Below are 22358 nucleotides of genomic sequence, written 5' to 3'. Positions count from 1 at the left end.
TCTACGCCGTGGGCCAGGGCACCTGGGGCGAGCGGTAGTAGCCGATCCCCAGGGCCTCCCAGCGCGGGCCCTGCGCCGCGAGCCGCACCTTGTAGGTGTCCCAGTCGTGCGTCGACGCGGGCGACCAGCCGAGTTCGGCCGCACCGGGCAGCCGCGGGAAGGTCATGTAGTCGATGTCGGCCCCCGTGACGATGGTCTCCGTCCACAGCGGCGCCTCGACGCCCCGGATCGCCGAAGCCGGGGCTCCCGGAAGGTAGGCGCCCGGATCCCAGTCGTACGACCGTTTCACCTCCACCAGGCCCGCCCAGTCCTGCCCGAGCGGGGTGTCCGCGGTGTACTTCATGTCGAGGTAGACCCGGTCCGCGGGCGACAGCACGAGCCCCGTCCCGTTCCGCGCGGCCTCGGCGACCTGCGCCTTCTCCGTGGCACTGGTGTCGTCGAGCCCCCAGTACTGCGCGATCGCGCCCTTCACCGGGTGCGCCCCGGTCAGCTGGTGCCAGCCGACCACCGTCTTCCCGTACTTGGCGACGACCGGCTGCACCTTGTCCATGAAGGCGACGTAGTCGGCGTGGCTGGTGGAGTGGGCCTCGTCCCCGCCGATGTGGAGGTACTTGCCCGGCGTGAGTGCCGCCAGCTCCCGTACGACGTCGTCCACGAAGTCGTACGTCACGGGCTTCGCCACGCACAGCGAGCTGAACCCGACGTCGGTGCCGGTGTAGAGCGGGGGCGCGGTCCCGTTGCAGTTCAGCTGGGCGTACGAGGCGAGCGCGGCGTTGGTGTGGCCCGGCATGTCGATCTCCGGGACGACCTCCAGATAGCGGGAGGCCGCGTACCGCACGATCTCCTTGTAGTCGGCCTTGGTGTAGTAGCCCCCGTGCCCGCCGCCGACCTGCGTGGACCCTCCGTACGTGGCGAGCCGCGGCCAGGAGTCGATCGCGATGCGCCAGCCCTGGTCGTCGCTCAGGTGCAGATGCAGTTTGTTGACCTTGTAGAGCGCCAACTCGTCGATATAACGCTTGACTTGCGCGACGCCGAAGAAGTGCCGGGAGACGTCGAGCATCGCGCCGCGGTAGCCGTAGCGCGGGCTGTCCTTGATGGTGCCGCCCGCCACGAGCCAGGGGCCGCGCTGCACGGAGTTCTTCTCGACGGCGGCGGGCAGCAGCTGGCGCAGCGTCTGGACGCCGTGGAAGAGCCCGGCGGGCGCGGCGGCCGTGATGGTGACGCCGCTGTGCCCGCTGTCCAGGCGATAGCCCTCGGCGCCCGTGGACCCCGCCGCGATCCGCAGCCGGATCCCGCCCGTGCCGTGCGTGGTGACGGGCAGTCGGTACCCGGTGGAGGGACGCAGGACGTCGGCCAGATACGCGCCGACCCGGCGGGCCTGAGGCGAGTCCTCGACCCGGATGCGGGTGCTGTCGGTGATGCGGTACGGGGATCCGCCCGCGTCGACCGAGGCGGGGGCCGGCACCACCTGCCCGAGCGGGGTCGCGGTGCGGCCCGACTCGGAGTGTGCCGCACCGGCGACTGAGATACCGGCGGCCGCCACGAGCAGCAGCGTACCGAGGAGGCGGGGCGTTCTGTGCTGTCTCACATGCGCTCCCTTCGAAGGACCCTGCAAACGAATTGCGGATGGGTATAGACCACTCTTCCGCAGACCCGGTGAAACAATCCCCCTCATGGCGGAAATCATCCAGAAGGACGGGACGTGGACCTTCGACGGCGACGCGCTTCGGCTGACTCCCGGGCGCGACAAGAACGTGAGCCTGCTCCGCAAGACCTTGGGTGAACTGACTGTCCCGCTGGGAGCGTTGGCGGGGATTTCCCTCGAACAGGGCAAGAAGAGCGGGCGGTTGCGGCTCCGGCTGCGCGACGGCGCCGACCCACTGCTCCAGGCGACCGGCGGCAAGCTCGCCGAGCCCAACGACCCCTACCAGCTCGCCGTGGAGTCCGACCGCTACGGCGTCGCCGAGTACGTCGTCGACGAGGTCCGGGACGCGCTGCTTCTGGACCGGGTGCCGGCCGACCCGGTCGACAGTTATCTGCTCCCGGGCCCCTCCGTACCGCTGTCCGTCTCCGCCGGCGACGGCACCGCGAGCTTCGACGGCGAGCACGTACGCCTGGAGTGGAACTGGAAGACCGAGGACTCCAAGTCCGCCGCCGGAGCCCGCTCGCTCGCCCTCGCCGACCTCACCACCGTCGAGTGGCACCCCGCGGTCGGCCTGGAGAACGGCTACCTCCGCTTCACCGTCCGCGGCGCGGAGACCAAGGCCCCACCGAAGTACGACCCCAACTCCGTCGAGCTGTGGGGCTTCAAGAAGGACTCGCTGATGGCCCTGGTCGCGGCGGCGGTACAGGCCCGGCTCCCGCATCCCACGGCGTCCCCGGAAGCCGCGCAGGCGGCGGAGCAGCCCGCCGTGATCGCCCCGGAGGACGACCACGACGCCCTGCTCCGCCGCCTGCGCGAATTGGGCGAACTCCACAAGTCCGGCATTCTGACGGACGAGGAGTTCGCCACAGCCAAACGGGCGGTCCTCAAGCGGATGTAGAAATCCGCGACGAGGACCGCCCGCCAGCCGTCCCGCGGCTAACGAACCCGTCGAGCCACCGTGAAGTGGTCAACCTCCGCACCGGTCTCGGCAATCCCCCGCACCGTCAGCGTGGCCAGCCGGCCCTTGTGCGCGGGCGTGACATCCACCCGGAGGAACGAGTAGTTGAGGTACCGCACCCGGGACCAGGCGACCGTCTCGTTCTGCTTGCCGTCCTTGAGGTTGACGAAGGAGGCGACGGAGTCGACCTCGTTCTCGTGACCCTCGTACGACTCCGGGGCGGTGAACGCGTACAGGCTCCGCCCGGCCGCGCCCGCCGTCACGTACACGACACCGTCGGTCTCCGGGTACGCCGTGCCGCCGATCGGCAGCTTCTTGGTGACCGCGTTGCCCTTGATGACGTCCGTGCGCTCGTACTGGTGGTTGTGGCCGTTGATGACCAGGTCCACCGTGTACTTCTCGAACAGCGGCACCCACTCCTGTCGCACGCCCCCCTCCGAGGCGTGCGCCGTGGAGGTGCAGTACGCGCAGTGGTGGAAGAAGATCACGATGAAGTCGACGTCCTGGGACGCCCGGAACTTCTTGAGCTGGCCCTCGAGCCACTTCGTCTGCGTTCCTCCGGATATGCCCAGGTTCGCCGGGATCTCGAAGGAGATGTCGTTGGCGTCCAGCGAGATGATCGCCGTGTTGCCGTAGACGAAGGAGTAGACGCCGGGCAGGTTCTTCTTGTCGGGCCCGTTGTCCGGAAGCGTCCAGCGGGCCTCTTCGCCGCCGTAGCCGTTGGGCGAGTACCAGGCCTCCATGTCGTGGTTGCCGTACGCGGGCATCCACGGAACCTGCTTGGCGACCGTCTCGGTCTGGGCGAGGAACTGGTCCCAGATGCGCGAGTCGAAGCCGGTGTCCTCCTTCTTGCCCGCGCCGGCCGGGTCCGCGTACGCGATGTCACCGGCGTGCAGGTGGAAGGCCGGGTTCTGGCCGAGCAGCAGAGCGTCGTTGGCGAGGCCGTGGTAGCCGACGCCCTCGTCGCCGAAGGCCGTGAAGGTGAACGGCTCGGCCTGCGAGGGCGCGGTGGTGAAGGTGCCGAGCGTGCCCAGCAGGTGGGGCTCGCAGGGGTCGAAGCCCGCGTGGCCGACACCGTAGTAGTACGTCTTGCCGGGGCGCAGGTGGGTGAGCTCGGCGTGCAGGTAGTACTGCGTGTGGTCGCCGCTCGCGCCGACGCCCGCCGGGGTGTAGAGGGTGCGGACCTCGGCCTCGATCTTGCGGGAGAGGTCCCAGGGGTGGGCACCGATGCGGATGAACGGCTTCTTCACCTCGGCCGGAACCTGCCAGGAGACCGTGATCTCCGTACGCGGGTCATTGCCGAAGGCGAGGTGACGGCCGAAGGGGGCGACGAGGGCGCCGTCGACCTTCTCGGTCGAGGTGGCGGTGGCCCGCGTCGGGACCGCGGCCTGTGCGACGGCGCCGGGCACGAAGGTGCCGCCCGCGACGGCGCCGAGGGTCACGGCCCCGCCTCTGATCATGTTGCGCCGGGAGAACTTGGCGCGGAGATACTCGTGCTGCTCTGCCATGGTCATGCGCTCGGCGAGCTTCTCCGGTACGCCCATGCGTGGAGTGTCCATGGCCACAGAAGTTGCTCCCGGCAATCGACGCGGCACAAGACGCAGGATGGACAGCTTGCTAACAGACCCCCATAAGACCTTCAACAGCCACTTGCCCGATATCGGGCAGGATTCTTGCGAATCGGCTCTTGGTACCTCAGGATCAACGGGTGCACGACGAACTTGTTGATCACCTGACGCGCTCCACCCCCCTCAACCGGGGCGAGGCACTGCGGGTGGTCCAGGACGTGCTCGCCTACTTCGACGAGACGACCGAGGACTACGTCCGTCGCCGCCACCGCGAGCTCCAGGCCCAGGGCCTGGTCAACGCGACGATCTTCGAACGGATCGAGGCGGACCTGAAGTACCGCGCGGTCGCGCCGCCGGAGCTCACGCTCAGGCAGCTGCGCCGCATTGTCTACGGCTGAGGAATACATATATATGTGCGGAATCGTCGGATACATCGGCAGGCGTGACGTGGCACCGCTGCTGCTCGAAGGCCTCCAGCGCCTGGAGTACCGCGGCTACGACTCGGCGGGCATCGTCGTCACGACGCCGAAGTCGACCGGTCTGAAGATGGTCAAGGCCAAGGGCCGGGTCCGTGATCTTGAGGCCAAGGTCCCCGCACGCTTCAAGGGCACCACCGGCATCGCCCACACCCGCTGGGCCACTCACGGCGCCCCCTCCGACGTGAACGCGCACCCCCACATGTCCGGCGACAGCAAGGTCGCGGTCGTCCACAACGGCATCATCGACAACGCCTCCGACCTGCGCAAGAAGCTCGAGGCGGACGGCGTCGAGTTCCTCTCGGAGACCGACACCGAGGTCCTCACCCACCTGATCGCCCGCTCCCAGGCCGAGAAGCTCGAGGACAAGGTCCGCGACGCACTCCGGGTGATCGAGGGCACGTACGGCATCGCGGTCCTGCACGCCGACTTCCCCGACCGCATCGTGGTGGCCCGCAACGGCTCCCCGGTCGTCCTCGGCATCGGCGAGAAGGAGATGTTCGTCGCCTCGGACATCGCCGCCCTGGTCACCCACACCCGCCAGATAGTGACTCTGGACGACGGCGAGATGGCCACCCTCAAGGCCGACGACTTCCGTACGTACACCACCGAGGGCACCCGCACGACGGCCGAGCCGACCACCGTGGAGTGGGAGGCGGCCTCGTACGACATGGGCGGCCACGACACGTACATGCACAAGGAGATCCACGAGCAGGCCGAGGCCGTGGACCGGGTGCTGCGCGGCCGTATCGACGACCGGTTCTCCACCGTGCACCTCGGTGGCCTGAACCTGGACGCCCGTGAGGCGCGCCAGATCCGCCGCGTGAAGATCCTCGGCTGCGGCACCTCGTACCACGCGGGCATGATCGGCGCCCAGATGATCGAGGAGCTCGCCCGCATCCCCGCGGACGCCGAGCCGGCCTCCGAGTTCCGCTACCGCAACGCGGTCGTCGACCCCGACACCCTGTACGTGGCCGTGTCCCAGTCCGGTGAGACGTACGACGTACTGGCCGCCGTGCAGGAGCTGAAGCGCAAGGGCGCACGGGTGCTCGGTGTGGTCAACGTCGTCGGCTCGGCGATCGCCCGCGAGGCGGACGGCGGCATGTACGTCCACGCGGGCCCCGAGGTCTGCGTCGTCTCGACGAAGTGCTTCACCAACACGACCGTCGCGTTCGCGCTGCTCGCCCTGCACCTCGGCCGCACCCGCGACCTGTCGGTCCGCGACGGCAAGCGGATCATCGAGGGCCTGCGCAAGCTGCCCGCGCAGATCTCCGAGATCCTGGAGCAGGAGGACGAGATCAAGAAGCTGGCCGAGGAGTACGCCGAGGCCCGCTCGATGCTCTTCATCGGCCGCGTCCGGGGCTACCCGGTGGCCCGTGAGGCCTCCCTGAAGCTCAAGGAGGTCTCGTACATCCACGCCGAGGCCTACCCCGCCTCCGAGCTCAAGCACGGCCCGCTGGCGCTCATCGAGCCCGCGCTGCCCACGGTCGCGATCGTCCCCGACGACGACCTCCTGGAGAAGAACCGCGCCGCCCTGGAGGAGATCAAGGCCCGCAGCGGCAGGATCCTCGCGGTGGCGCACCAGGAGCAGGAGAAGGCCGACCAGACGATCGTCGTCCCGAAGAACGAGGACGAGCTGGACCCGATCCTCATGGGTATCCCGCTGCAACTCCTCGCCTACCACACGGCGTTGGCCCTGGGCCGCGACATCGACAAGCCGCGCAACCTCGCCAAGTCGGTGACGGTGGAGTAAAAATCCACCGGCCCACCGAAGCGACAATTGAGGAACCCTCGCGGCGCGCAACCAACTCCGTGAGAGCGGCGTCGGCTCAGGGCCTGTCCGGCGGATCAGGTCGGAGGAAAGTAGCGGCGCCTCATAAGCGGAGATGGGCGTCCCAGACCCCGCGTCCCCGGCATGATCCGCCGGACAGGCCCTAGGCGCAAAGAACGAGAACGGGTCCCTGTGCCACGCCACCAGCGCACAGGGACCCGTTCTTTCAGGGGGCCGGGGCCGCCCATGCCCCGGCCCGCGCCGACTTCAGCCGGTGGCCGTCACCCCCCGGCCGGCGGCGCGTCCCGGAAGCGTGGTGGGCCAGTGAGCCATGGCCGCCGTCGCCCCGTACCAGGCGAGCGCTCCGCCGGCAACGGCGAACCAGCCGCCGACCTTCCCCAGACCCCCGCTGTCGCCGAACTGCCCGACGGCCAGCAGGAGAAGGGCGACGAAGAGCAGCGCGTACGTTCCTCGGGTGAGAAGTGAGGCGCCGCTCGCGCCCGCGGTCAGGCTCAGCGCGACGAGCGCGAACAGGAGCAGGAAGAGACCGGTCGCGTTGGCGGACATCTGCGTGCCGGCCGTGACGCCCCAGGTGAACCAGAACGCGCCGAGCGCCGTGAAGGCCGTACCGGTGAAGGCGTCGTGGTCGCGGAAGGCGAACAGCCCGGCCACGAAGAGCGCGATGCCACCGACATAGGTGGCGAGGGAGACGGAGTCGGCCGCCGTCACGCCGTCGATCACTTGGGTGTGACCGAGGCCGAAGAGCAACAGGGTGAGGCCGAGCGCGAGGTGGCCGAGGGTCGAGGTGATGCTTCCCGCGGAGACGTCATTGTCCACGGCGGGCTCCCTTCATGCATGTGCAGTTGTGCTGCGTGGTACCGGCCGTGCGGTTGGTCCGGTGACCGGTATGTACCCTTCACAAGGGCACAAACCACCTCTACGCGCGAGTAGATTCATGCCGTTTCAGGCACCCGTCAAAGGGAGTTGACGGTAGGTCAGGGGCTGCGTCGGAGGATGCGTCAGGGGATGACGATCACCGGGCGCTGCGCACGCTTCGCGAGCCGTCCGGCCACCGAGCCGAAGATGCGCCCGACGATGCCGTGCGTGGAGCCGACGACGATCGCGTCCGCCTCGTACTCCCGCCCGACCTCTTCGAGTTCGTGACAGATGTCTCCGCCGCGCTCGACGAGGATCCAGGGCACCTCGGCCAGATATTCGGCGCACGCGAGCTCGAGGCCGAGCACCTCGGTGCGGTGGTCGGGCACGTCGACGAAGACCGGTGGTTCACAGCCCGCCCACACGGTGGTGGGCAGCCGGTTCGCGACATGCACGATGATCAGGCCCGAGCCGGAGCGGTGGGCCATGCCGATCGCGTAGGCGAGGGCGCGCTCGCTGGACGTCGAGCCGTCGAAACCGACGACGACGCCGTGCTTGAAGGCAGGATCGCAGGACTGGCGGGGTTCTTCCGCCGCCAGGGGCTCGGCCGCCGTGGGATCGGCGAGCGGGCGCTTGCGGTCCGCGGGATCGAAGTATTCGTGACCGGCCATGGGTATCTCGGCGTTTAGATCCTCGTGGTGGGGACGAAAAGTGCGGCAGAGCTGTGTCCGGGAATCATCTTCCCAACCCCATACCCCCAAGGGTACGGCGGCACGCCTCCTCTGCCCAGATCTCGCGCGCACTGCGCGGCGTTCCCCGGAGCATGCATGAGAGGCGCCCTTAACGCAATGGTTGCTGCCCCGTACAGGCGGTTTGCACAGGGTTCACCCAGGCTCGCGGTCTTTCTTAGGTGACCGGCGGGTCGAACACGCGTTGAACCGATGAGCCACCGCCATGGAGAGCACTGGAGTACCAGGGAACCAGGGAGCAGACCGTGCCAGGACCAGAGACCGCGTCCCACCCCTCCTCCCCGGCGCCCGCCACGTCACCCGGGCCGGACACGGCGAGCGAGGTGGTGCGGTGGGCGGCCTTCAGCTGCGTCCTGGTCCCCGTCGTCCTCGTCGGGTTCGGCACCTCCCTCGCCGGCGCGGCCGGTACGGCGCTGGGCCTGGCGGCCGTGACCGGTGCCTGCCGGGTCCTGCTGCGCCAGTCCGAGCGCGTCGCGGCCCGTCTCCATGCGGACGAGCCGGTCTCACCCCGGGCCCGGCACAGCAGGACCAGCCTCCACGGCGGCGTCCCGCACCACCACCACGGCCGCCCCAGGCGTGGCCGCCGGGGTCGCACCGAGGCGCCCCGCGGGGAGAGAGACCCCGACGCCCGGGACGACGGCGTCCATGGCGAGACGGCCCACGCCGAGGGGACCACCCCCGGCACCCGGAACCCCGGTACCAGGGCCGGGACCGGGGCCCGGGGCGACCAGGGCCGCGCCGTGCGGAATCCGGACGGACGGGACCGGGACGGACGGGACCGGGACGGACGGGACCGGGACGGACGGGACCGGGACGGACGGGACCGGGACGGACGGGACCGGGACGGACGGGACCGGGACGGACGGGACCGGGACGGACGGGACCGGGCGGTACGGGACCGGGCGGTACGGAATCCGGACGCACGGGACCGGGAGGCACGGAATCCGGACGGACGGAATCCGGACGGACGGAATCCGGACGCACAGGCCCAAGCCACGGCGAACCCGACCGGACAGGACCGGCCCCCGGGAAACCTGGCCGAACGAGACGGGCACCCGGAGAACCTGATCACCTGGGACCGGGCCCCGCAGAACCTGATCACGTGGGACCCGAGCGACTGGAACCGGGACGCACAGGATCCGGACACCCTGGTCCAGGACGCACAGGATCCGGACACCCGCGTCCGGGACGCTCGGGGCCGGGACACGCGCGACCAGGACACACGGCGCGACGCCCCTCGCGGCGGCGTCCCGCTCGAGCGCCCCGCACGGCACCGTGGCACGCAGGATTTGGCCGACTCGCACATCATGAACGGCTTGCAGGGCAGTAGTGGCTCGGGGGCGCACAGGGGCGGGCGTCACGACGGAGGAAAGAAGCCGGTTGACTGACCGGTTTGCGCGCACGCCCCCGCTTCTTTTCAGCCAACTTCGGTCACCCGCGCATCCCTTGCTCGAACGACCTCCCAACCCGCGTTCCACCTGCACCGAAAGGCCTCTGGAGGGCGCACGCACCCTATGGGGATTGGCCACTGACACGAGGCGCACTTCCCTGCAAGGCCCACGAGTGCAACGCTTCGTGATCGAATGCTTCACGCCAAGTTGTCATGTCGACATTCTGCCGAGTGCCGAACTGGTCACCTTGGCGCCACGGGACACAGTAGATTCGATCTTGACTGTCTTACGGCGGGGGACTCGTGCAGGACCGAGGGGAAACGTGCAGGAGCGACACAACCGAGGAGCCGCGACCACCGAGGGGGGCTTAGCAGTATGAGCCACGACTCCACTGCCGCGCCGGAAGCCGCGGCCCGGAAACTTTCCGGGCGACGCCGCAAGGAGATCGTCGCGGTGCTGCTGTTCAGCGGCGGCCCCATCTTCGAGAGTTCCATACCGCTGTCGGTGTTCGGGATTGACCGCCAGGACGCCGGCGTGCCGCGCTACCGACTTCTGGTGTGCGGCGGCGAAGAAGGCCCGCTGCGGACCACAGGGGGCCTGGAACTCACCGCGCCGCATGGCCTGGAGGCGATCTCGCGGGCGGGCACCGTCGTGGTGCCGGCCTGGCGTTCGATCACCTCGCCGCCACCGGAGGACGCGCTCGACGCGCTGCGCCGGGCGCACGAGGAGGGAGCCCGCATAGTCGGACTGTGCACCGGCGCCTTCGTGCTGGCCGCCGCCGGACTGCTGGACGGCCGACCGGCGACGACCCACTGGATGTACGCACCGACGCTGGCCAAGCGCTACCCGTCGGTCCACGTCGACCCGCGAGAACTCTTCGTGGACGACGGGGACGTGCTGACCTCCGCGGGTACGGCGGCCGGAATCGATCTCTGTCTGCACATCGTGCGGACGGACCACGGCAACGAGGCGGCCGGCGCGCTGGCCCGCCGTCTTGTCGTTCCCCCGCGCCGGAGCGGCGGTCAGGAGCGCTATCTCGATCGATCTTTACCTGAGGAGATCGGCGCCGACCCCCTCGCGGAGGTCGTCGCCTGGGCGCTGGAGCACCTCCACGAGCAGTTCGACGTCGAGACGCTGGCGGCACGCGCGTACATGAGCCGCCGCACCTTCGACCGCCGATTCCGCTCGCTCACGGGGAGCGCTCCCCTGCAGTGGCTGATCACTCAGCGCGTACTGCAGGCGCAGCGGCTGCTGGAGACCTCCGACTACTCGGTCGACGAGGTCGCCGGACGCTGCGGCTTCCGTTCACCGGTCGCGCTGCGGGGTCACTTCCGGCGCCAGCTCGGCTCGTCGCCGGCCGCGTACCGGGCGGCGTACCGCGCGCGCAGGCCGCAGTCGGAACGGCCGTCGGACGTGGACGGCTCCGCGGGCCAGGCCGGGCCACCGCCCGTCCTGAGCCAGGAGAGCCCGGTGCCGCTGCAGACCCGCCGCACGGCAGCCGCCACCGCCCTGGGCCCGTCGACGTCCCTGTCGACGGAGCCGGGCAAGACGGGCACGGAGCTGTACGCGGCCGGGCGTCTGCCGGGGCAGCGCAGCGCGCCCTGAGGCGATGACGCGAGACGGTGGCGGCCCGGAACCCGACGAGGGTCCCGGGCCGCCGCCGTACCGGGCCACCACGCAGGTCACCGCCGTCCCGGATCTGCCCGTGCGCCGGAGCGCGCCGTAGGGTTAGGGCCATGAACGATCGCATGGTGTGGATCGACTGCGAGATGACCGGGCTCTCGCTGTCGGAGGACGCACTCATCGAGGTGGCCGCGCTGGTCACCGACTCGGAACTGAACGTGCTCGGCGAAGGGGTGGACATCGTGATCCGCCCGCCGGAGCGGGCGCTGGAGACGATGCCTGACGTGGTGCGCCAGATGCACACGGCCTCCGGCCTCCTCGACGAACTGGCCGAGGGCACGACTCTGGCCGACGCCGAGGCACAGGTCCTCACCTACGTACGTGAGCACGTCAAGGACCCGGGCAAGGCCCCGCTGTGCGGAAACTCGGTCGGCACGGACCGGGGTTTCCTGTCGCGCGACATGCCGGCCCTCGAGGACTACCTCCACTACCGCATCGTGGACGTCTCCTCGGTGAAGGAGCTGGCCCGCCGCTGGTACCCCCGGGCCTACTTCAACAGCCCGGAGAAGAACGGCAACCACCGCGCCCTCGCCGACATCCGCGAATCCATCGCGGAGCTCCGCTACTACCGCGAGGCGATCTTCGTCCCGCAGCCCGGCCCCGACTCGGACACCGCCCGCGCCATCGCGGCGAAGCACGTGGTGTCCGCCGAATGACGCATGTCCGGGGCCCCGAGGGACCCCGGAGAAAGCCTGGCGCGAGCACCCCTTCGGACCCTGTACACTTTTTCTCGGCCGGTCAGGGAAACCAAGACCGGTCGTGGTGGGTGTAGCTCAGCTGGTAGAGCACCTGGTTGTGGTCCAGGATGTCGCGGGTTCAAGTCCCGTCACTCACCCTGATCGACTGAGGCCCGGTCCGCACAAGCGGACCGGGCCTCAGTCGTACGGCGAGCCGTACGGCCGAGTCCGTGCGTGTCCGGCGCGCCCTCTAGGCTCACCCAATGCCCCCGCCCCACCTGCCCACCCACACCCTGCGCACCGCCCGCCTCGATCTTCTGCCCCTCCGCGTCGAACACGCCGGGGAAATGGCCGAGGTGCTGTCCGACCCGGCGCTGCACACGTTCATCGGCGGCACACCCGCCACTCCCGAGGCCTTGCGTTCACGCTATGAACGCCTCGTCGCCGGCTCCCCCGACCCGGCCGTCCTCTGGTGCAACTGGGTACTGCGGCTGCGCGAGGAGGGATGTCTCGTCGGTACGGTCCAGGCGACGCTCACCGGGGAGGTCGCGGAGATCGCCTGGGTGGTGGGCACGCCCTGGCAGGGGCGGGGGTTCGCCGGGGAGGCGGCGCGGGGGCTGGTCGGCCGGTTGGGCGAGGAGCCCGGCGTCCGTACGGTCGTCGCGCACGTCCACCCCGACCACCGGGCCTCCGCGGCCGTCGCCGCGGCCGCCGGGCTGGGCCCGACCGACCGGTACCAGGACGGCGAAGTCCGGTGGGAGCTGCCGCTACGGCGGTGACCTCAGCCCCCTTGCGGATGATTGGCGGCCCGCCACGCGTCGGCGAACCGGTGGACGTCCTCGAAGCGTTCCTCGGGGTCGGACCGCGTCGCCCGGACGATCACCGCCTGCTGGGCCGGGGTGCCCCGCCAGGCGCGTTCCTCGTCACCCGCGTCCAGCAGGAGCCGGGCGGTGCGGCCCAGGGTGAAGACGGTCGTACGGGTGTCGATCACGGCCCCGCACACGAACTCCTCGGGGGCCATGAACCGGCGCGAACCCGGCAGGCGTTCCTCCTCGACCACGAACGGGCCCGGCCGGTACTCGTCGAGGTCGACCAGGTGGACGACGTCGCCCCGGAAGTCGTACAGCAGCGCGCCGTCGTAGAAGTCGACCGCGACATGCCCGGCGACCTCCACCGCGAGATGGGCGTCCAGGACACGTTCGAAGGCGGCCAGGACGCGGGAGATCGGCAGGGCGCGGAAACGGGCCATGGGGGTGCCAGGGCTCGTAGGGTCGCGCGGTCCGCCCACCATGGCCGGATACAGCACCTCGCCCTCCCGCCAGGGCATCACCACCGCCGCGCCGCCGCGCCCCACGGCGATGCGGTGGACCTGGGGGACGATCGCGCGGTGCCGTACGGCCCGGTGGAAGGCCCAGGCCCGTTCGAGCGAGTGCCGTCCGCCGTCGGTCACCGCCTCCTTGACGAACCAGCGCGCCCCGTCGAGCAGACGGACGCCGTACGACACGCACCCCGAGTCCTGCTCCGGGAACGCTTGGAACACCTCCCCCACCCTGCCCAGGTAGGGCTCCATGGCGGGCACTTCATCGACTCCGAGCAACGGATGGAGGACCATACCGATCAGATTGCCCTATCGAAGCCTTTCCGCGCGTTAGGACGAGGCCCGCACCACCAGTTCGGACGGCAGCACGACCTGCCGCTTCTCCAGACCGCGCGAGACCGCGGGGCGGCGGTCGGCGATCTCCCCGAGCAGCAGGTCGATCATGGCGCGGCCCATCTCCTCGATCGGCTGGCGCACGCTCGTCAGGGGCGGGTCCATGTGGCGGGCGATGGCGGAGTCGTCGTAGCCGACGAGGGCCACGTCGTCAGGTATGCGGCGGCCCACCTCGCGCAGGACCTGGCGGGCGCCCGCCGCCATCACGTCCGAGCCCGCGAACACCGCGTCCAGGTCCGGGCAGCGGGACAGCAGCTCGGTCATCGCGCGCCGGCCGCCCTCCTCGGTGAAGTCGCCCGGGATGATCAGCCGGTCGTCCACCTCGCGTCCGGCCGCGCGCAGACCCTCGCGGTAGCCGTCGACGCGGCGCTGGGCGCCGAAGACGTCGAGACGCCCCGCGAGATGGACGATCCGCTGGCGTCCCCGGGCGATCAGGTGCTCGACGGCCATGCGGCCTCCGCCGTAGTTGTCGGAGTCCACGGACGGCAGCGTCTCGTCCGCCGAGCGGCGACCGCTGATCACGGCCGGGATCTCCAGCTGGGAGAGGAGGTCGGGCAGCGGGTCGTCGGCGTGGACGGAGACGAGGAGTACGCCGTCGACGCGGTGCGCGGCCAGGTACTGGGCGAGGCGCTGTCGCTCCCGGTCGCTGCCCGCGAAGATCAGCAGCAGCTGCATCTCGGTGTCGGAGAGCTCCGCGCCGACGCCGCGCAGCATGTCCGAGAAGTACGGTTCCGCGAAGAAGCGGGTCTCCGGCTCGGGGACGACGAGGGCGATCGCGTCCGTGCGGTTGGCGGCGAGGGCGCGTGCCGCCGTGTTCGGGACGTAGCCGAGTTCGGCGACCGCCGCCTCGACGGCCGCGCGGGTCGCGTCGCTGACCCTCGGGGAGCCGTTGATCACGCGGGACACCGTGCCGCGGCCCACGCCCGCGCGTGCCGCGACCTCTTCCAAGGTCGGCCGGCCGCCTCCCCGGCCCCGCGCTCCGTGGCTTGCCATGGTCCGCCTCCCGTCGACGTCGCGCGCTCCGCGACTGGCCTGGAATCTAACAGCCCTGTTCACCACCGGGACCTCGGCAACCCGTACGTGAACGAGGTTCCGTGCCGATCTCGGCCAGGGGCCGTCGATCGACCGTTCCGCCGGGGCCAATACCCCACTGACACGAGCCACTTCAACCGTCCGCGGCACCCCTTCCCTCCCGCTCCCCGGAGTTAGTTAACAGGCCGATAACTGAACGCATCTCTCCGCGTCGGCTCCCTTGACACCCCCGCGCGAACCGACGACTCTTCAACACATCACCTGTGGGAGCGCTCCCACGGTACCTGACACATACACATCCCGCACGTTCCCCGCCCGAGCCGCAGCATGAACGAACGGGCCCAACAGAGCAGTTGGCCGGGGGGTCGGCACGTCAGGCAACAGGAGGACGCAATGCGCACGATCACCCGTCGGTCCCGCAGTCTGGGGGCCCTCGCGGCCGTCGCCGCGCTGACCACAGGGCTGCTGGCCGGCTGTGCCGACGACAGTGGTGGAAGCAGCGGTGGGAGCAGCAGTGACACGGGCGGAGGCAAGGGCAAGACCACGATCACCTTGGGTCTCTTCGGTACTCAGGGATTCAAGGAGGCCGGCCTCTACGCCGAGTACGAGAAGCTCAACCCGAACATCAAGATCGCCGAGAATGTCGTCGAGCGCAACGAGAACTACTACCCGGCGCTCGTCAACCACCTCACCACCAACAGCGGCCTGCAGGACGTCCAGGCCGTCGAAGTCGGCAACATCGCCGAGGTCGTGCAGACCCAGGCGAGCAAGCTCGTGGACCTGTCCAAGGTCTCGGGCGTGAGCAAGAGCAACTGGCTGGACTGGAAGTGGCAGCAGGCCACGACCCAGGACGGCCAGACGATCGGACTCGGCACCGACATCGGCCCGATGGCGATCTGCTACCGCAAGGACCTCTTCCAGCAGGCCGGCCTGCCCACCGACCGCGACAAGGTCGGGCAGCTGTGGGCGGGCGACTGGAACAAGCTCGTCGCCGCCGGTGAGACGTACAAGAAGAAGGCGCCCAGCGGCACCACCTTCATGGACTCCCCCGGTGGTCTGCTCAACGCGATCATCAGCAGTGACCAGGAGAAGTTCTACGACTCCTCCGGCAAGGTCGTCTACAAGACGAACCCGGCCATCAAGTCCGCCTTCGACCTGACCGCGAAGGCCGCCTCGGAGGGACTGGTCGGCGCGCAGACGCAGTTCCAGCCGGCCTGGGACACGACGATCGCCAACAGCAAGTTCGCCGCGGTGGCCTGCCCGCCGTGGATGCTCGGCTACCTCAAGGGCAAGTCGAAGCCGGACGCCGCCGGCAAGTGGGACGTGGCCGCCGCGCCCAAGTCCGGCAACTGGGGCGGCACCTTCCTGGCCGTGCCCAAGAGCGGCAAGCACGTCACGGAGGCCGAGAAGCTGGTCACCTGGCTGACCGCGCCCGCCCAGCAGGCCAAGCTGTTCAGCGTGCAGGGCAGCTTCCCGAGCGCACCCGGTGCCTACAACCTGCCCCTGGTGACCGGCGCGAAGAACTCGATGACCGGTGACACACCGATCGGCACGGTCTTCGCCGAGGCCGCCAAGGCGATCCCGACCCAGGTGATCGGCCCGAAGGACCAGATCATCCAGCAGGGTCTGACGGACAACGGCGTCATCCTCGTCACGAAGGGCAAGTCGGCCGCGGAGGCCTGGACGACGGCCACCAAGACCATCGACAACAACCTGGAGAAGTGACCGGTATGGCCACCCGGCACGACACCGCCGCGCCCCCCACCGAGGAGGGGGGCGCGGCCCCGGGCCGTCCGCCCGCCGCGGTACCCGACGAGAAGGAACAGCGGCGCCGCAACCGGCTGTCCCGCCGCTGGCAGCGGGACATACGGTGGAGCCCGTACGCGTTCGTCTCACCGTTCTTCCTGCTGTTCCTCGCGTTCGGCCTGTTCCCGCTGATCTACACGGGCTGGGCCTCGCTGCACACGGTGGAGCTGACGGCGCCCACCGACATGCAGTGGGCGGGCCTGCGCAACTACACCCGCATCTTCGACGACGACTTCTTCTGGAACGCGGCGAAGAACACCCTGACCATCGGGATCATCTCGACCGTCCCGCAGCTGCTGATGGCGATGGGCCTCGCCCACATCCTCAACTACAAGCTGCGCGGCTCGATCTTCTACCGGGTCATGATGCTCGCGCCGTACGCGACGTCGATCGCCTCCGCCTCGCTCGTGTTCGTGCTGCTGTTCGGCCGCGACTACGGCATGATCAACTGGGCGCTGCACGCCATCGGTTTCGACAAGATCGACTGGCAGAACGACAAGTGGCCCTCGCAGATCGCCGTCTCGACGATCGTCATCTGGCGCTGGACCGGCTACAACGCGCTGATCTACCTGGCGGCGATGCAGGCGATCCCGCAGGACCTGTACGAGTCGGCAGCCCTGGACGGGGCCAACCGCTGGCAGCAGTTCTTCCACGTGACCCTGCCGTCGCTGCGGCCGACGATCCTGTTCACCGTCGTCGTCTCCACCATCGGAGCGAGCCAGGTCTTCGGCGAACCCCTGCTGTTCGACGCCAACAAGGGCGCGTCCGGCGGCGCCGAGCACCAGTTCCAGACACTCGGCCTGTATCTCTACGAGCAGGGCTGGGTGAACCAGCACCTGGGCCGCGCCTCCGCGATCGCCTGGACGATGTTCCTGATCCTCATCGTGATCGGGATCGTCAATTACGTCATCTCGCGCCGGCTGCGCGCCAGTAGTTAAGGAGAACCGGCCGTGACGACGACCCTGACGAAACCCCCGGCGGACGCGGTACCCGAACCGCCGAAGCGTCTGCGGCGCCCCAAGTCGGCGCGCGCGGGCGGACAGATGCACGCCGGGCCCCTCGCGTACGTCATCCTCGCGCTGTTCACGATCGGCTCGCTGGGCCCCCTGGTGTGGACCGCGATCGCCGCCTCCCGCGACACCAACCGGCTGGCACAGTCCCCGCCGCCGTTCTGGTTCGGCTCGAACCTCTTCCACAATCTCGACGTCGCCTGGACGGAGGCCAACCTGGGCGAGGCGTTCGTCAACACCACGTTCGTGGCGGGTGTTTCCGCGGTGACCGTGGTCTTCCTGTCGACGCTCGCCGGGTTCGCCTTCGCCAAGCTGCGCTTCAAGGGCCGCGGCGCCCTGATGCTGATCGTCGTCGGCACGATGATGGTGCCGCCGCAGCTCAGCGTGATCCCGCTCTACATGATGGTCGCCAAGCTCGACTGGACGGACCAGCTCCAGGCGGTGATCTTCCCGTCGCTGGTGAGCGCGTTCGGGGTGTTCTTCATGCGGCAGTACCTGATCCAGGCGCTGCCGGACGAGCTGATCGAGGCGGCCCGTGTCGACGGCGCGAGCAGCTGGCGGGTGATCTGGCACGTGGTGTTCCCGGCCGCCCGGCCCGCCATGGCGGTGCTCGGCATGCTGGTGTTCGTGCAGACGTGGAACGACTTCCTGTGGCCGTTCCTGGTGCTCACCCAGACCGGCAACCCGACCGTGCAGGTCGCGGTCGCGGGCCTCGGCCGCGGTTTCACTCCCGACCAGTCCCTGATCATGGCGGGCGCGTTGCTCGGCACGCTGCCGCTGCTCTTCGTCTTCGCCCTGTTCGGCAAGCAGATCGTCGGCGGCATCATGCAGGGCGCCGTCAAGGGCTGACCTCGTTCGCCGGTGGGAGAAGGGGAGCCGGGCCACCGCCGCCCCGGCCCCTCCTCCCCCCTCTTCTCCGCCTCTTCCCTCCCCCTCGCCCTTCCCCCTCTTCTTACTGTCGGTCTCCACGACCTCCTATGGGAGCGCTTCCATGCCTGAGTCCGCATCGCCCGTGACCTTTCCCCCCGCCTTCCTCTGGGGCGCGGCGACCTCCGCGTACCAGATCGAGGGGGCGGTGCGGGAGGACGGCCGTACGCCCTCCATCTGGGACACCTTCAGCCACACGCCCGGCAAGACGGCCGGTGGTGAGACCGGTGACATCGCTGTCGACCACTACCACCGCTACCGCGACGACGTGGCCCTGATGGCGGAGCTGGGCCTGTCCGCGTACCGCTTCTCGGTCTCCTGGTCCCGGGTGCAGCCGACGGGCCGCGGCCCCGCTGTCCAGCGCGGCCTGGACTTCTACCGCAACCTCGTCGACGAACTGCTCTCGCACGGCATCAAGCCGGCCATCACCCTCTACCACTGGGACCTCCCGCAGGACCTGGAGGACGCGGGCGGCTGGCCGGAGCGCGACACGGCGTTTCGTTTCGCCGAGTACGCGCAGATCGTGGGCGAGGCGCTGGGCGACCGTGTGGAGCAGTGGATCACCCTGAACGAGCCGTGGTGCAGCGCGTTCCTGGGCTACGGCTCGGGTGTGCACGCGCCGGGCCGTACGGACGCGGCGGCATCGCTCAAGGCCGCCCACCACCTGAACCTGGCGCACGGCCTGGGCACCACCGCGCTGAGGTCCGCGATGCCGGCCCGCAACACGGTCGCGGTCAGCCTGAACTCGTCGGTGGTCAGGCCCCTTTCCCCGTCCCCGGCGGACCTGGCGGCGGTCCGGCGCATCGACAACCTGGCCAACGGCGTCTTCCACGGCCCGATGCTGCACGGCGCCTACCCGGAGGGCCTGTTCGCGCAGACCTCCTCGATCACGGACTGGTCGTACGTCCTGGACGGCGACCTCGCGGTGATCAAGCAGCCGCTCGACGCGCTCGGTCTGAACTACTACACCCCGGCGCTGGTGTCGGCGGCGGAGAAGTCGGCGGACGGCCCGCGCGCGGACGGGCACGGGGCGAGTGCCTATTCGCCGTGGCCGGGCGCGGACGATGTCGCGTTCCACCAGACCCCCGGTGAGCGTACGGAGATGGGCTGGACGATCGACCCGAGCGGCCTGCGCGACCTGATCATGCGCTACTCGCGGGAGGCCCCCGGTCTGCCGCTGTACATCACGGAGAACGGCGCGGCCTACGACGACAAGCCGGACCCGGAGGGCCGCGTCCACGACCCCGAGCGCATCGCGTATCTGCACGGTCATCTGGCGGCGGTACGCGATGCGATCGCCGACGGCGCGGACGTGCGGGGCTACTACCTCTGGTCCCTGATGGACAACTTCGAGTGGGCGTACGGCTACGGCAAGCGGTTCGGAGCGGTGTACGTCGACTACGCGACCCTGGCCCGTACGCCCAAGTCCAGCGCGCACTGGTACGGGCAGGTGGCCCGGACGGGTTCCCTGCCGCCGGCGACGCCGGCCGGCACCGAGTAGACCCCTCGGCCCTGGGGCGAGCAGGCCACAGAGTCCTTCTGTCCGGGGGAAGCGGGGGAGGGGGCGCGGCACCTGGGGGGGTGCCGCGCCCCGACGCAATCAAGTCCGCTTCTTCGCAGAAAGCGGCCTCGGCGCCTCCGGGGAAGGCGTCGGCGCGCCTGCCGAAGGGGGCCTGGGCGACCGTGTGGCGTGCCTCCGGCGGGGCGGGCACGGCCACCCGTTCCGGCGCCTGCAAAGCCCCTTCACGCCTCTCTGGAAAGCCGCTCTGACCTGGCCTTTCGTGGAGTTCTGGCCTACCGTTCCCCTCATCCTGGAAGGGGAACGTATGGACCGGAACATACGCACCGTCGACGATGTGCTGAAGCTGCTGGACGGCCTGTTCGCGCCGGAGGCCGATCGGTGGACGGCGGGCGGCGCCGCCTGGTGGGACGGCTTCTACGCCGACCGTTCCAAGCCCGTACCGTTCTTCGTCGCGAAGCCGGACGAGAACCTGGTCGGATACCTCGACGAGAACCTGGTCGCCCCGGGCCGCGCCCTCGATCTGGGCTGTGGGCCGGGGCGCAACGCCCTTCAGCTGGCCGCCGCGGGCTTCCAGGTGGACGCGGTCGACCTCTCCCCGACGGCCATCGCCTGGGCGCAGGACCGTGCGCGCGCGGCCGGGGCCGAGATCCGCTTCCACTGCGGCGACGCGTTCGCGCTCACCGACCACGACTGGGGCGGCCCGTACGACCTGGTCTACGACTCGGGCTGCTTCCACCATCTGCCGCCGCACCGCCGTATCAGCTACCTCGCCCTGCTCGACCGCGTCCTCGCCCCGGGCGGCCACCTCGCCCTCACCTGCTTCGCCGCCGGCGCGATGGGTTCCGAACTCCCCGACGAGGCCTTCTACGAGCAGTCCGCACTGCACGGCGGACTCGCCTACACGCCGGAGTCCCTGCGCTGGGTGTTCTCCGACCTGACCGAGGTCGAACTGCGCCGCATGCGCGACGAGCCGCCCGGGTCCGGGCTCTTCGGCGAGCCCTTCCTCTGGACGGCCCTGTTCCGCCGCGACGGGTAACCCCTGGCAGGGTCGGCTACTTGTACGTGCCGAACGCCTTCGAGAACGCGCCCGCGTCCTGCACGATCGAGCTGCAGGTCGCGTCGGCGGAGTTCTTCGCACCGCCCGGGCACTGCTTGTCGCGGGCGGCGGACCACATGGAGAGCCAGCCGAGGCCCTTCGACTTGGCGAAGTCGACCAGTTGGGCCGCGTCGTCGACCTTGAAGATCTCGGAGGCGACGTCGTTGACGCCGATCATCGGAGTGACGGCGACGGACTTCCACGCCGCGCTGTCCGACAGCCCGAGGACGCTCTTCACCTGGGCCTGGGTGGCGGTGGCGGCCTGCTCGGCGTAGGTGCCCATGTCACCGTTGTACGAGGGGCCGTAGTCCATCGCCATGATGTTGACCGCGGAGATCTTCACACCGTTCGACTTGGCGCTGGAGAGCAGGTTCACGCCGTCCTGGGTCAGGCCCTCGGGCATGACCGGGAGGGTGAAGGACACGTCCAGGTTCGGGTGTTGCTGCTGGAGCTTCGCGATCGCCTTCGCCCGGTTCGTGTTCGCGGTCGTGTTCGGCAGCGCGCCGCCCTCGACGTCGAAGTCGACCTTGGTCAGGTTGTACGCGTCCACGGCCTTCCCGTACGCCGCCGCCAGCGCGTCCGCCGACGAGCAGGTCGTCGCCAGCTCCGAGCCCGAGGCGCCACCGAAGGACACCCGGACGTCGCCGCCCTTCGCCCGCAGCGCGCCGATCTGCGACGCCACGCCGTCACTGGCGAGGTCGGTCACCCCGCCCCACTTCGGCGTACAGCCGCCGCCGTCGGTGATGAAGGCCAGGTTGTAGTCCTTCACACCGGTGGCCGTGGCGCTGGCGACCAGGTCGAAGGCCGGGTAGAGGGAGGTGTCGACGTACGGCGCGAAGCCCGCGCCGGTCGTCGTGCCACTGCCGGTTGTCTGCGAGGCGGAAGGAGTGGGCGTGGGGGTGGACGTGGGGGTGGACGTGGGGGTCGGGGTCGACGTGGGGAGCCGAGTGGCGGTGGATGTCGGGGTCGGGGTCGGGGTCGACGACTGCGTCGGGCGGCCGCTCGGCTCCGGCGTCGCGCCGTCGTCCACCGAGCACTTGGCGCCGTCGATGACACAGCCCTTCGGGTCCGCGGTGCCATTCACGACGAAGCCGACGGTGACCGACTCGCCGGCCGCCAGCCCGTCCTTGTCCCAGGACGGCGGCTTGACGGTGACGTGCTGCCCGCTCACCGTCGACGTTCCGTTCCACAGCGAGCTGAGCCCGGCGCCCGACGGCAGGTCGAACTCCAGCGTCCAGTCCCCCTTCGCCTGGCCGGTGTCGTTGGTGATGACGTACTGCGCGGTGTAACCCGTCGACCAGTCACTGGTCTTGGTGTACGCGGCACCGACGCCGGCCGCCAGCGCGGTCCCGGAGAACAGGAAGGCGCCACCGCCGACCACGGCCGCGGCGACGACCCCGCCTATCGCCTTGTTCCTGCCACTGACCTTGCGCCGGTGCGTAGTGCTCATCGCGTGTGCC

19 protein-coding genes and 1 tRNA gene are annotated in these 22358 nt (G+C 69.9%); 13 read left to right on the top strand and 7 right to left on the bottom strand.

What is annotated here, in order from left to right; translation table 11 throughout:
- Position 1: 1 nt before the first annotated feature.
- On the bottom strand, positions 2 to 1588 hold the full coding sequence (locus SMIR_RS24280; protein ID WP_248002936.1) for a beta-N-acetylhexosaminidase: 1587 nt from the start codon (positions 1586 to 1588) through the stop codon (positions 2 to 4).
- 85 nt (positions 1589 to 1673) lie between these two features.
- Between SMIR_RS24280 and SMIR_RS24275 the strand changes: the two genes are divergently transcribed.
- Positions 1674 to 2543 (top strand): DUF4429 domain-containing protein, encoded by an 870-nt coding sequence (locus SMIR_RS24275; RefSeq protein WP_168491833.1) that lies wholly within the window; start codon positions 1674 to 1676, stop codon positions 2541 to 2543.
- A 38-nt stretch (positions 2544 to 2581) separates the two neighbouring features.
- Here SMIR_RS24275 and SMIR_RS24270 read toward each other — a convergent pair whose 3' ends face one another.
- Positions 2582 to 4147 carry a purple acid phosphatase family protein gene (locus SMIR_RS24270; RefSeq protein WP_212727379.1) on the bottom strand — a complete coding sequence of 522 codons (1566 nt, stop codon included), beginning with the start codon at positions 4145 to 4147 and terminating at the stop codon, positions 2582 to 2584.
- Between the two features lie 164 nt (positions 4148 to 4311).
- On the opposite strand from SMIR_RS24270, the gene SMIR_RS24265 reads away from it, so the two are divergent.
- Positions 4312 to 4569, top strand: coding sequence for a hypothetical protein (locus SMIR_RS24265; RefSeq protein WP_075029205.1), 258 nt, complete (start codon positions 4312 to 4314; stop codon positions 4567 to 4569).
- 13 nt (positions 4570 to 4582) lie between these two features.
- On the top strand, positions 4583 to 6400 hold the full coding sequence (gene glmS / locus SMIR_RS24260; protein ID WP_168491837.1) for a glutamine--fructose-6-phosphate transaminase (isomerizing): 1818 nt from the start codon (positions 4583 to 4585) through the stop codon (positions 6398 to 6400).
- A gap of 285 nt (positions 6401 to 6685) precedes the next feature.
- Here glmS and SMIR_RS24255 read toward each other — a convergent pair whose 3' ends face one another.
- The gene (locus tag SMIR_RS24255) at positions 6686 to 7255 is read right to left on the bottom strand and encodes a GPR1/FUN34/YaaH family transporter (protein WP_168491839.1); all 570 of its coding nucleotides are present in this window, start codon (positions 7253 to 7255) and stop codon (positions 6686 to 6688) included.
- Positions 7256 to 7437: 182 nt separating this feature from the next.
- Positions 7438 to 7965, bottom strand: coding sequence for a universal stress protein (locus tag SMIR_RS24250; protein WP_168491841.1), 528 nt, complete (start codon positions 7963 to 7965; stop codon positions 7438 to 7440).
- A 323-nt stretch (positions 7966 to 8288) separates the two neighbouring features.
- Between SMIR_RS24250 and SMIR_RS24245 the strand changes: the two genes are divergently transcribed.
- The 5 genes from SMIR_RS24245 to SMIR_RS24225 all read left to right on the top strand — a co-directional run bounded on the left by SMIR_RS24245 (position 8289) and on the right by SMIR_RS24225 (position 12573).
- Entirely contained in the window at positions 8289 to 9431 is a 1143-nt protein-coding gene (locus SMIR_RS24245) for a hypothetical protein (protein WP_212728513.1), read from the top strand.
- A gap of 378 nt (positions 9432 to 9809) precedes the next feature.
- A complete protein-coding gene (locus SMIR_RS24240; protein ID WP_168491843.1) occupies positions 9810 to 11039 on the top strand; it encodes a helix-turn-helix domain-containing protein in 1230 nt (409 codons plus the stop codon).
- A 131-nt stretch (positions 11040 to 11170) separates the two neighbouring features.
- Complete coding sequence (gene orn, locus SMIR_RS24235) at positions 11171 to 11773, top strand: oligoribonuclease (protein ID WP_168491845.1); 603 nt, start codon at positions 11171 to 11173, stop codon at positions 11771 to 11773.
- A 106-nt stretch (positions 11774 to 11879) separates the two neighbouring features.
- A tRNA-His gene (locus SMIR_RS24230) sits at positions 11880 to 11952 on the top strand.
- 105 nt (positions 11953 to 12057) lie between these two features.
- Positions 12058 to 12573 carry a GNAT family N-acetyltransferase gene (locus SMIR_RS24225; RefSeq protein ID WP_168491848.1) on the top strand — a complete coding sequence of 172 codons (516 nt, stop codon included), beginning with the start codon at positions 12058 to 12060 and terminating at the stop codon, positions 12571 to 12573.
- A gap of 2 nt (positions 12574 to 12575) precedes the next feature.
- Here SMIR_RS24225 and SMIR_RS24220 read toward each other — a convergent pair whose 3' ends face one another.
- Together SMIR_RS24220 and SMIR_RS24215 are read right to left on the bottom strand one after the other, a co-directional pair.
- Positions 12576 to 13406 carry a serine/threonine protein kinase gene (locus tag SMIR_RS24220; RefSeq protein ID WP_168491852.1) on the bottom strand — a complete coding sequence of 277 codons (831 nt, stop codon included), beginning with the start codon at positions 13404 to 13406 and terminating at the stop codon, positions 12576 to 12578.
- 36 nt (positions 13407 to 13442) lie between these two features.
- The gene (locus SMIR_RS24215) at positions 13443 to 14498 is read right to left on the bottom strand and encodes a LacI family DNA-binding transcriptional regulator (protein WP_168491854.1); all 1056 of its coding nucleotides are present in this window, start codon (positions 14496 to 14498) and stop codon (positions 13443 to 13445) included.
- A gap of 432 nt (positions 14499 to 14930) precedes the next feature.
- Between SMIR_RS24215 and SMIR_RS24210 the strand changes: the two genes are divergently transcribed.
- The 5 genes from SMIR_RS24210 to SMIR_RS24190 all read left to right on the top strand — a co-directional run bounded on the left by SMIR_RS24210 (position 14931) and on the right by SMIR_RS24190 (position 20838).
- A complete protein-coding gene (locus SMIR_RS24210; protein ID WP_168491856.1) occupies positions 14931 to 16262 on the top strand; it encodes an ABC transporter substrate-binding protein in 1332 nt (443 codons plus the stop codon).
- Positions 16263 to 16267: 5 nt separating this feature from the next.
- The gene (locus tag SMIR_RS24205) at positions 16268 to 17281 is read left to right on the top strand and encodes a carbohydrate ABC transporter permease (protein WP_168491858.1); all 1014 of its coding nucleotides are present in this window, start codon (positions 16268 to 16270) and stop codon (positions 17279 to 17281) included.
- Between the two features lie 12 nt (positions 17282 to 17293).
- Positions 17294 to 18202, top strand: a complete 909-nt coding sequence (locus SMIR_RS24200) for a carbohydrate ABC transporter permease (RefSeq protein WP_067380947.1) — start codon at positions 17294 to 17296, stop codon at positions 18200 to 18202.
- Between the two features lie 142 nt (positions 18203 to 18344).
- A complete protein-coding gene (locus SMIR_RS24195) occupies positions 18345 to 19781 on the top strand; it encodes a GH1 family beta-glucosidase (RefSeq protein ID WP_212727378.1) in 1437 nt (478 codons plus the stop codon).
- A gap of 325 nt (positions 19782 to 20106) precedes the next feature.
- Positions 20107 to 20838 carry a class I SAM-dependent methyltransferase gene (locus SMIR_RS24190; RefSeq protein ID WP_212727377.1) on the top strand — a complete coding sequence of 244 codons (732 nt, stop codon included), beginning with the start codon at positions 20107 to 20109 and terminating at the stop codon, positions 20836 to 20838.
- Between the two features lie 16 nt (positions 20839 to 20854).
- Here the strand turns inward: SMIR_RS24190 and SMIR_RS24185 are convergent, their stop codons facing one another.
- Positions 20855 to 22348 carry a glycoside hydrolase family 18 protein gene (locus SMIR_RS24185; protein WP_212727376.1) on the bottom strand — a complete coding sequence of 498 codons (1494 nt, stop codon included), beginning with the start codon at positions 22346 to 22348 and terminating at the stop codon, positions 20855 to 20857.
- Positions 22349 to 22358: the final 10 nt, after the last annotated feature.

It is taken from the genome of Streptomyces mirabilis, from assembly GCF_018310535.1.
Taxonomy (GTDB): Bacteria; Actinomycetota; Actinomycetes; order Streptomycetales; family Streptomycetaceae; genus Streptomyces.
Note: the sequence above shows the minus strand (reverse complement) of the source record. Positions and strands in the feature narration are given on the sequence as shown.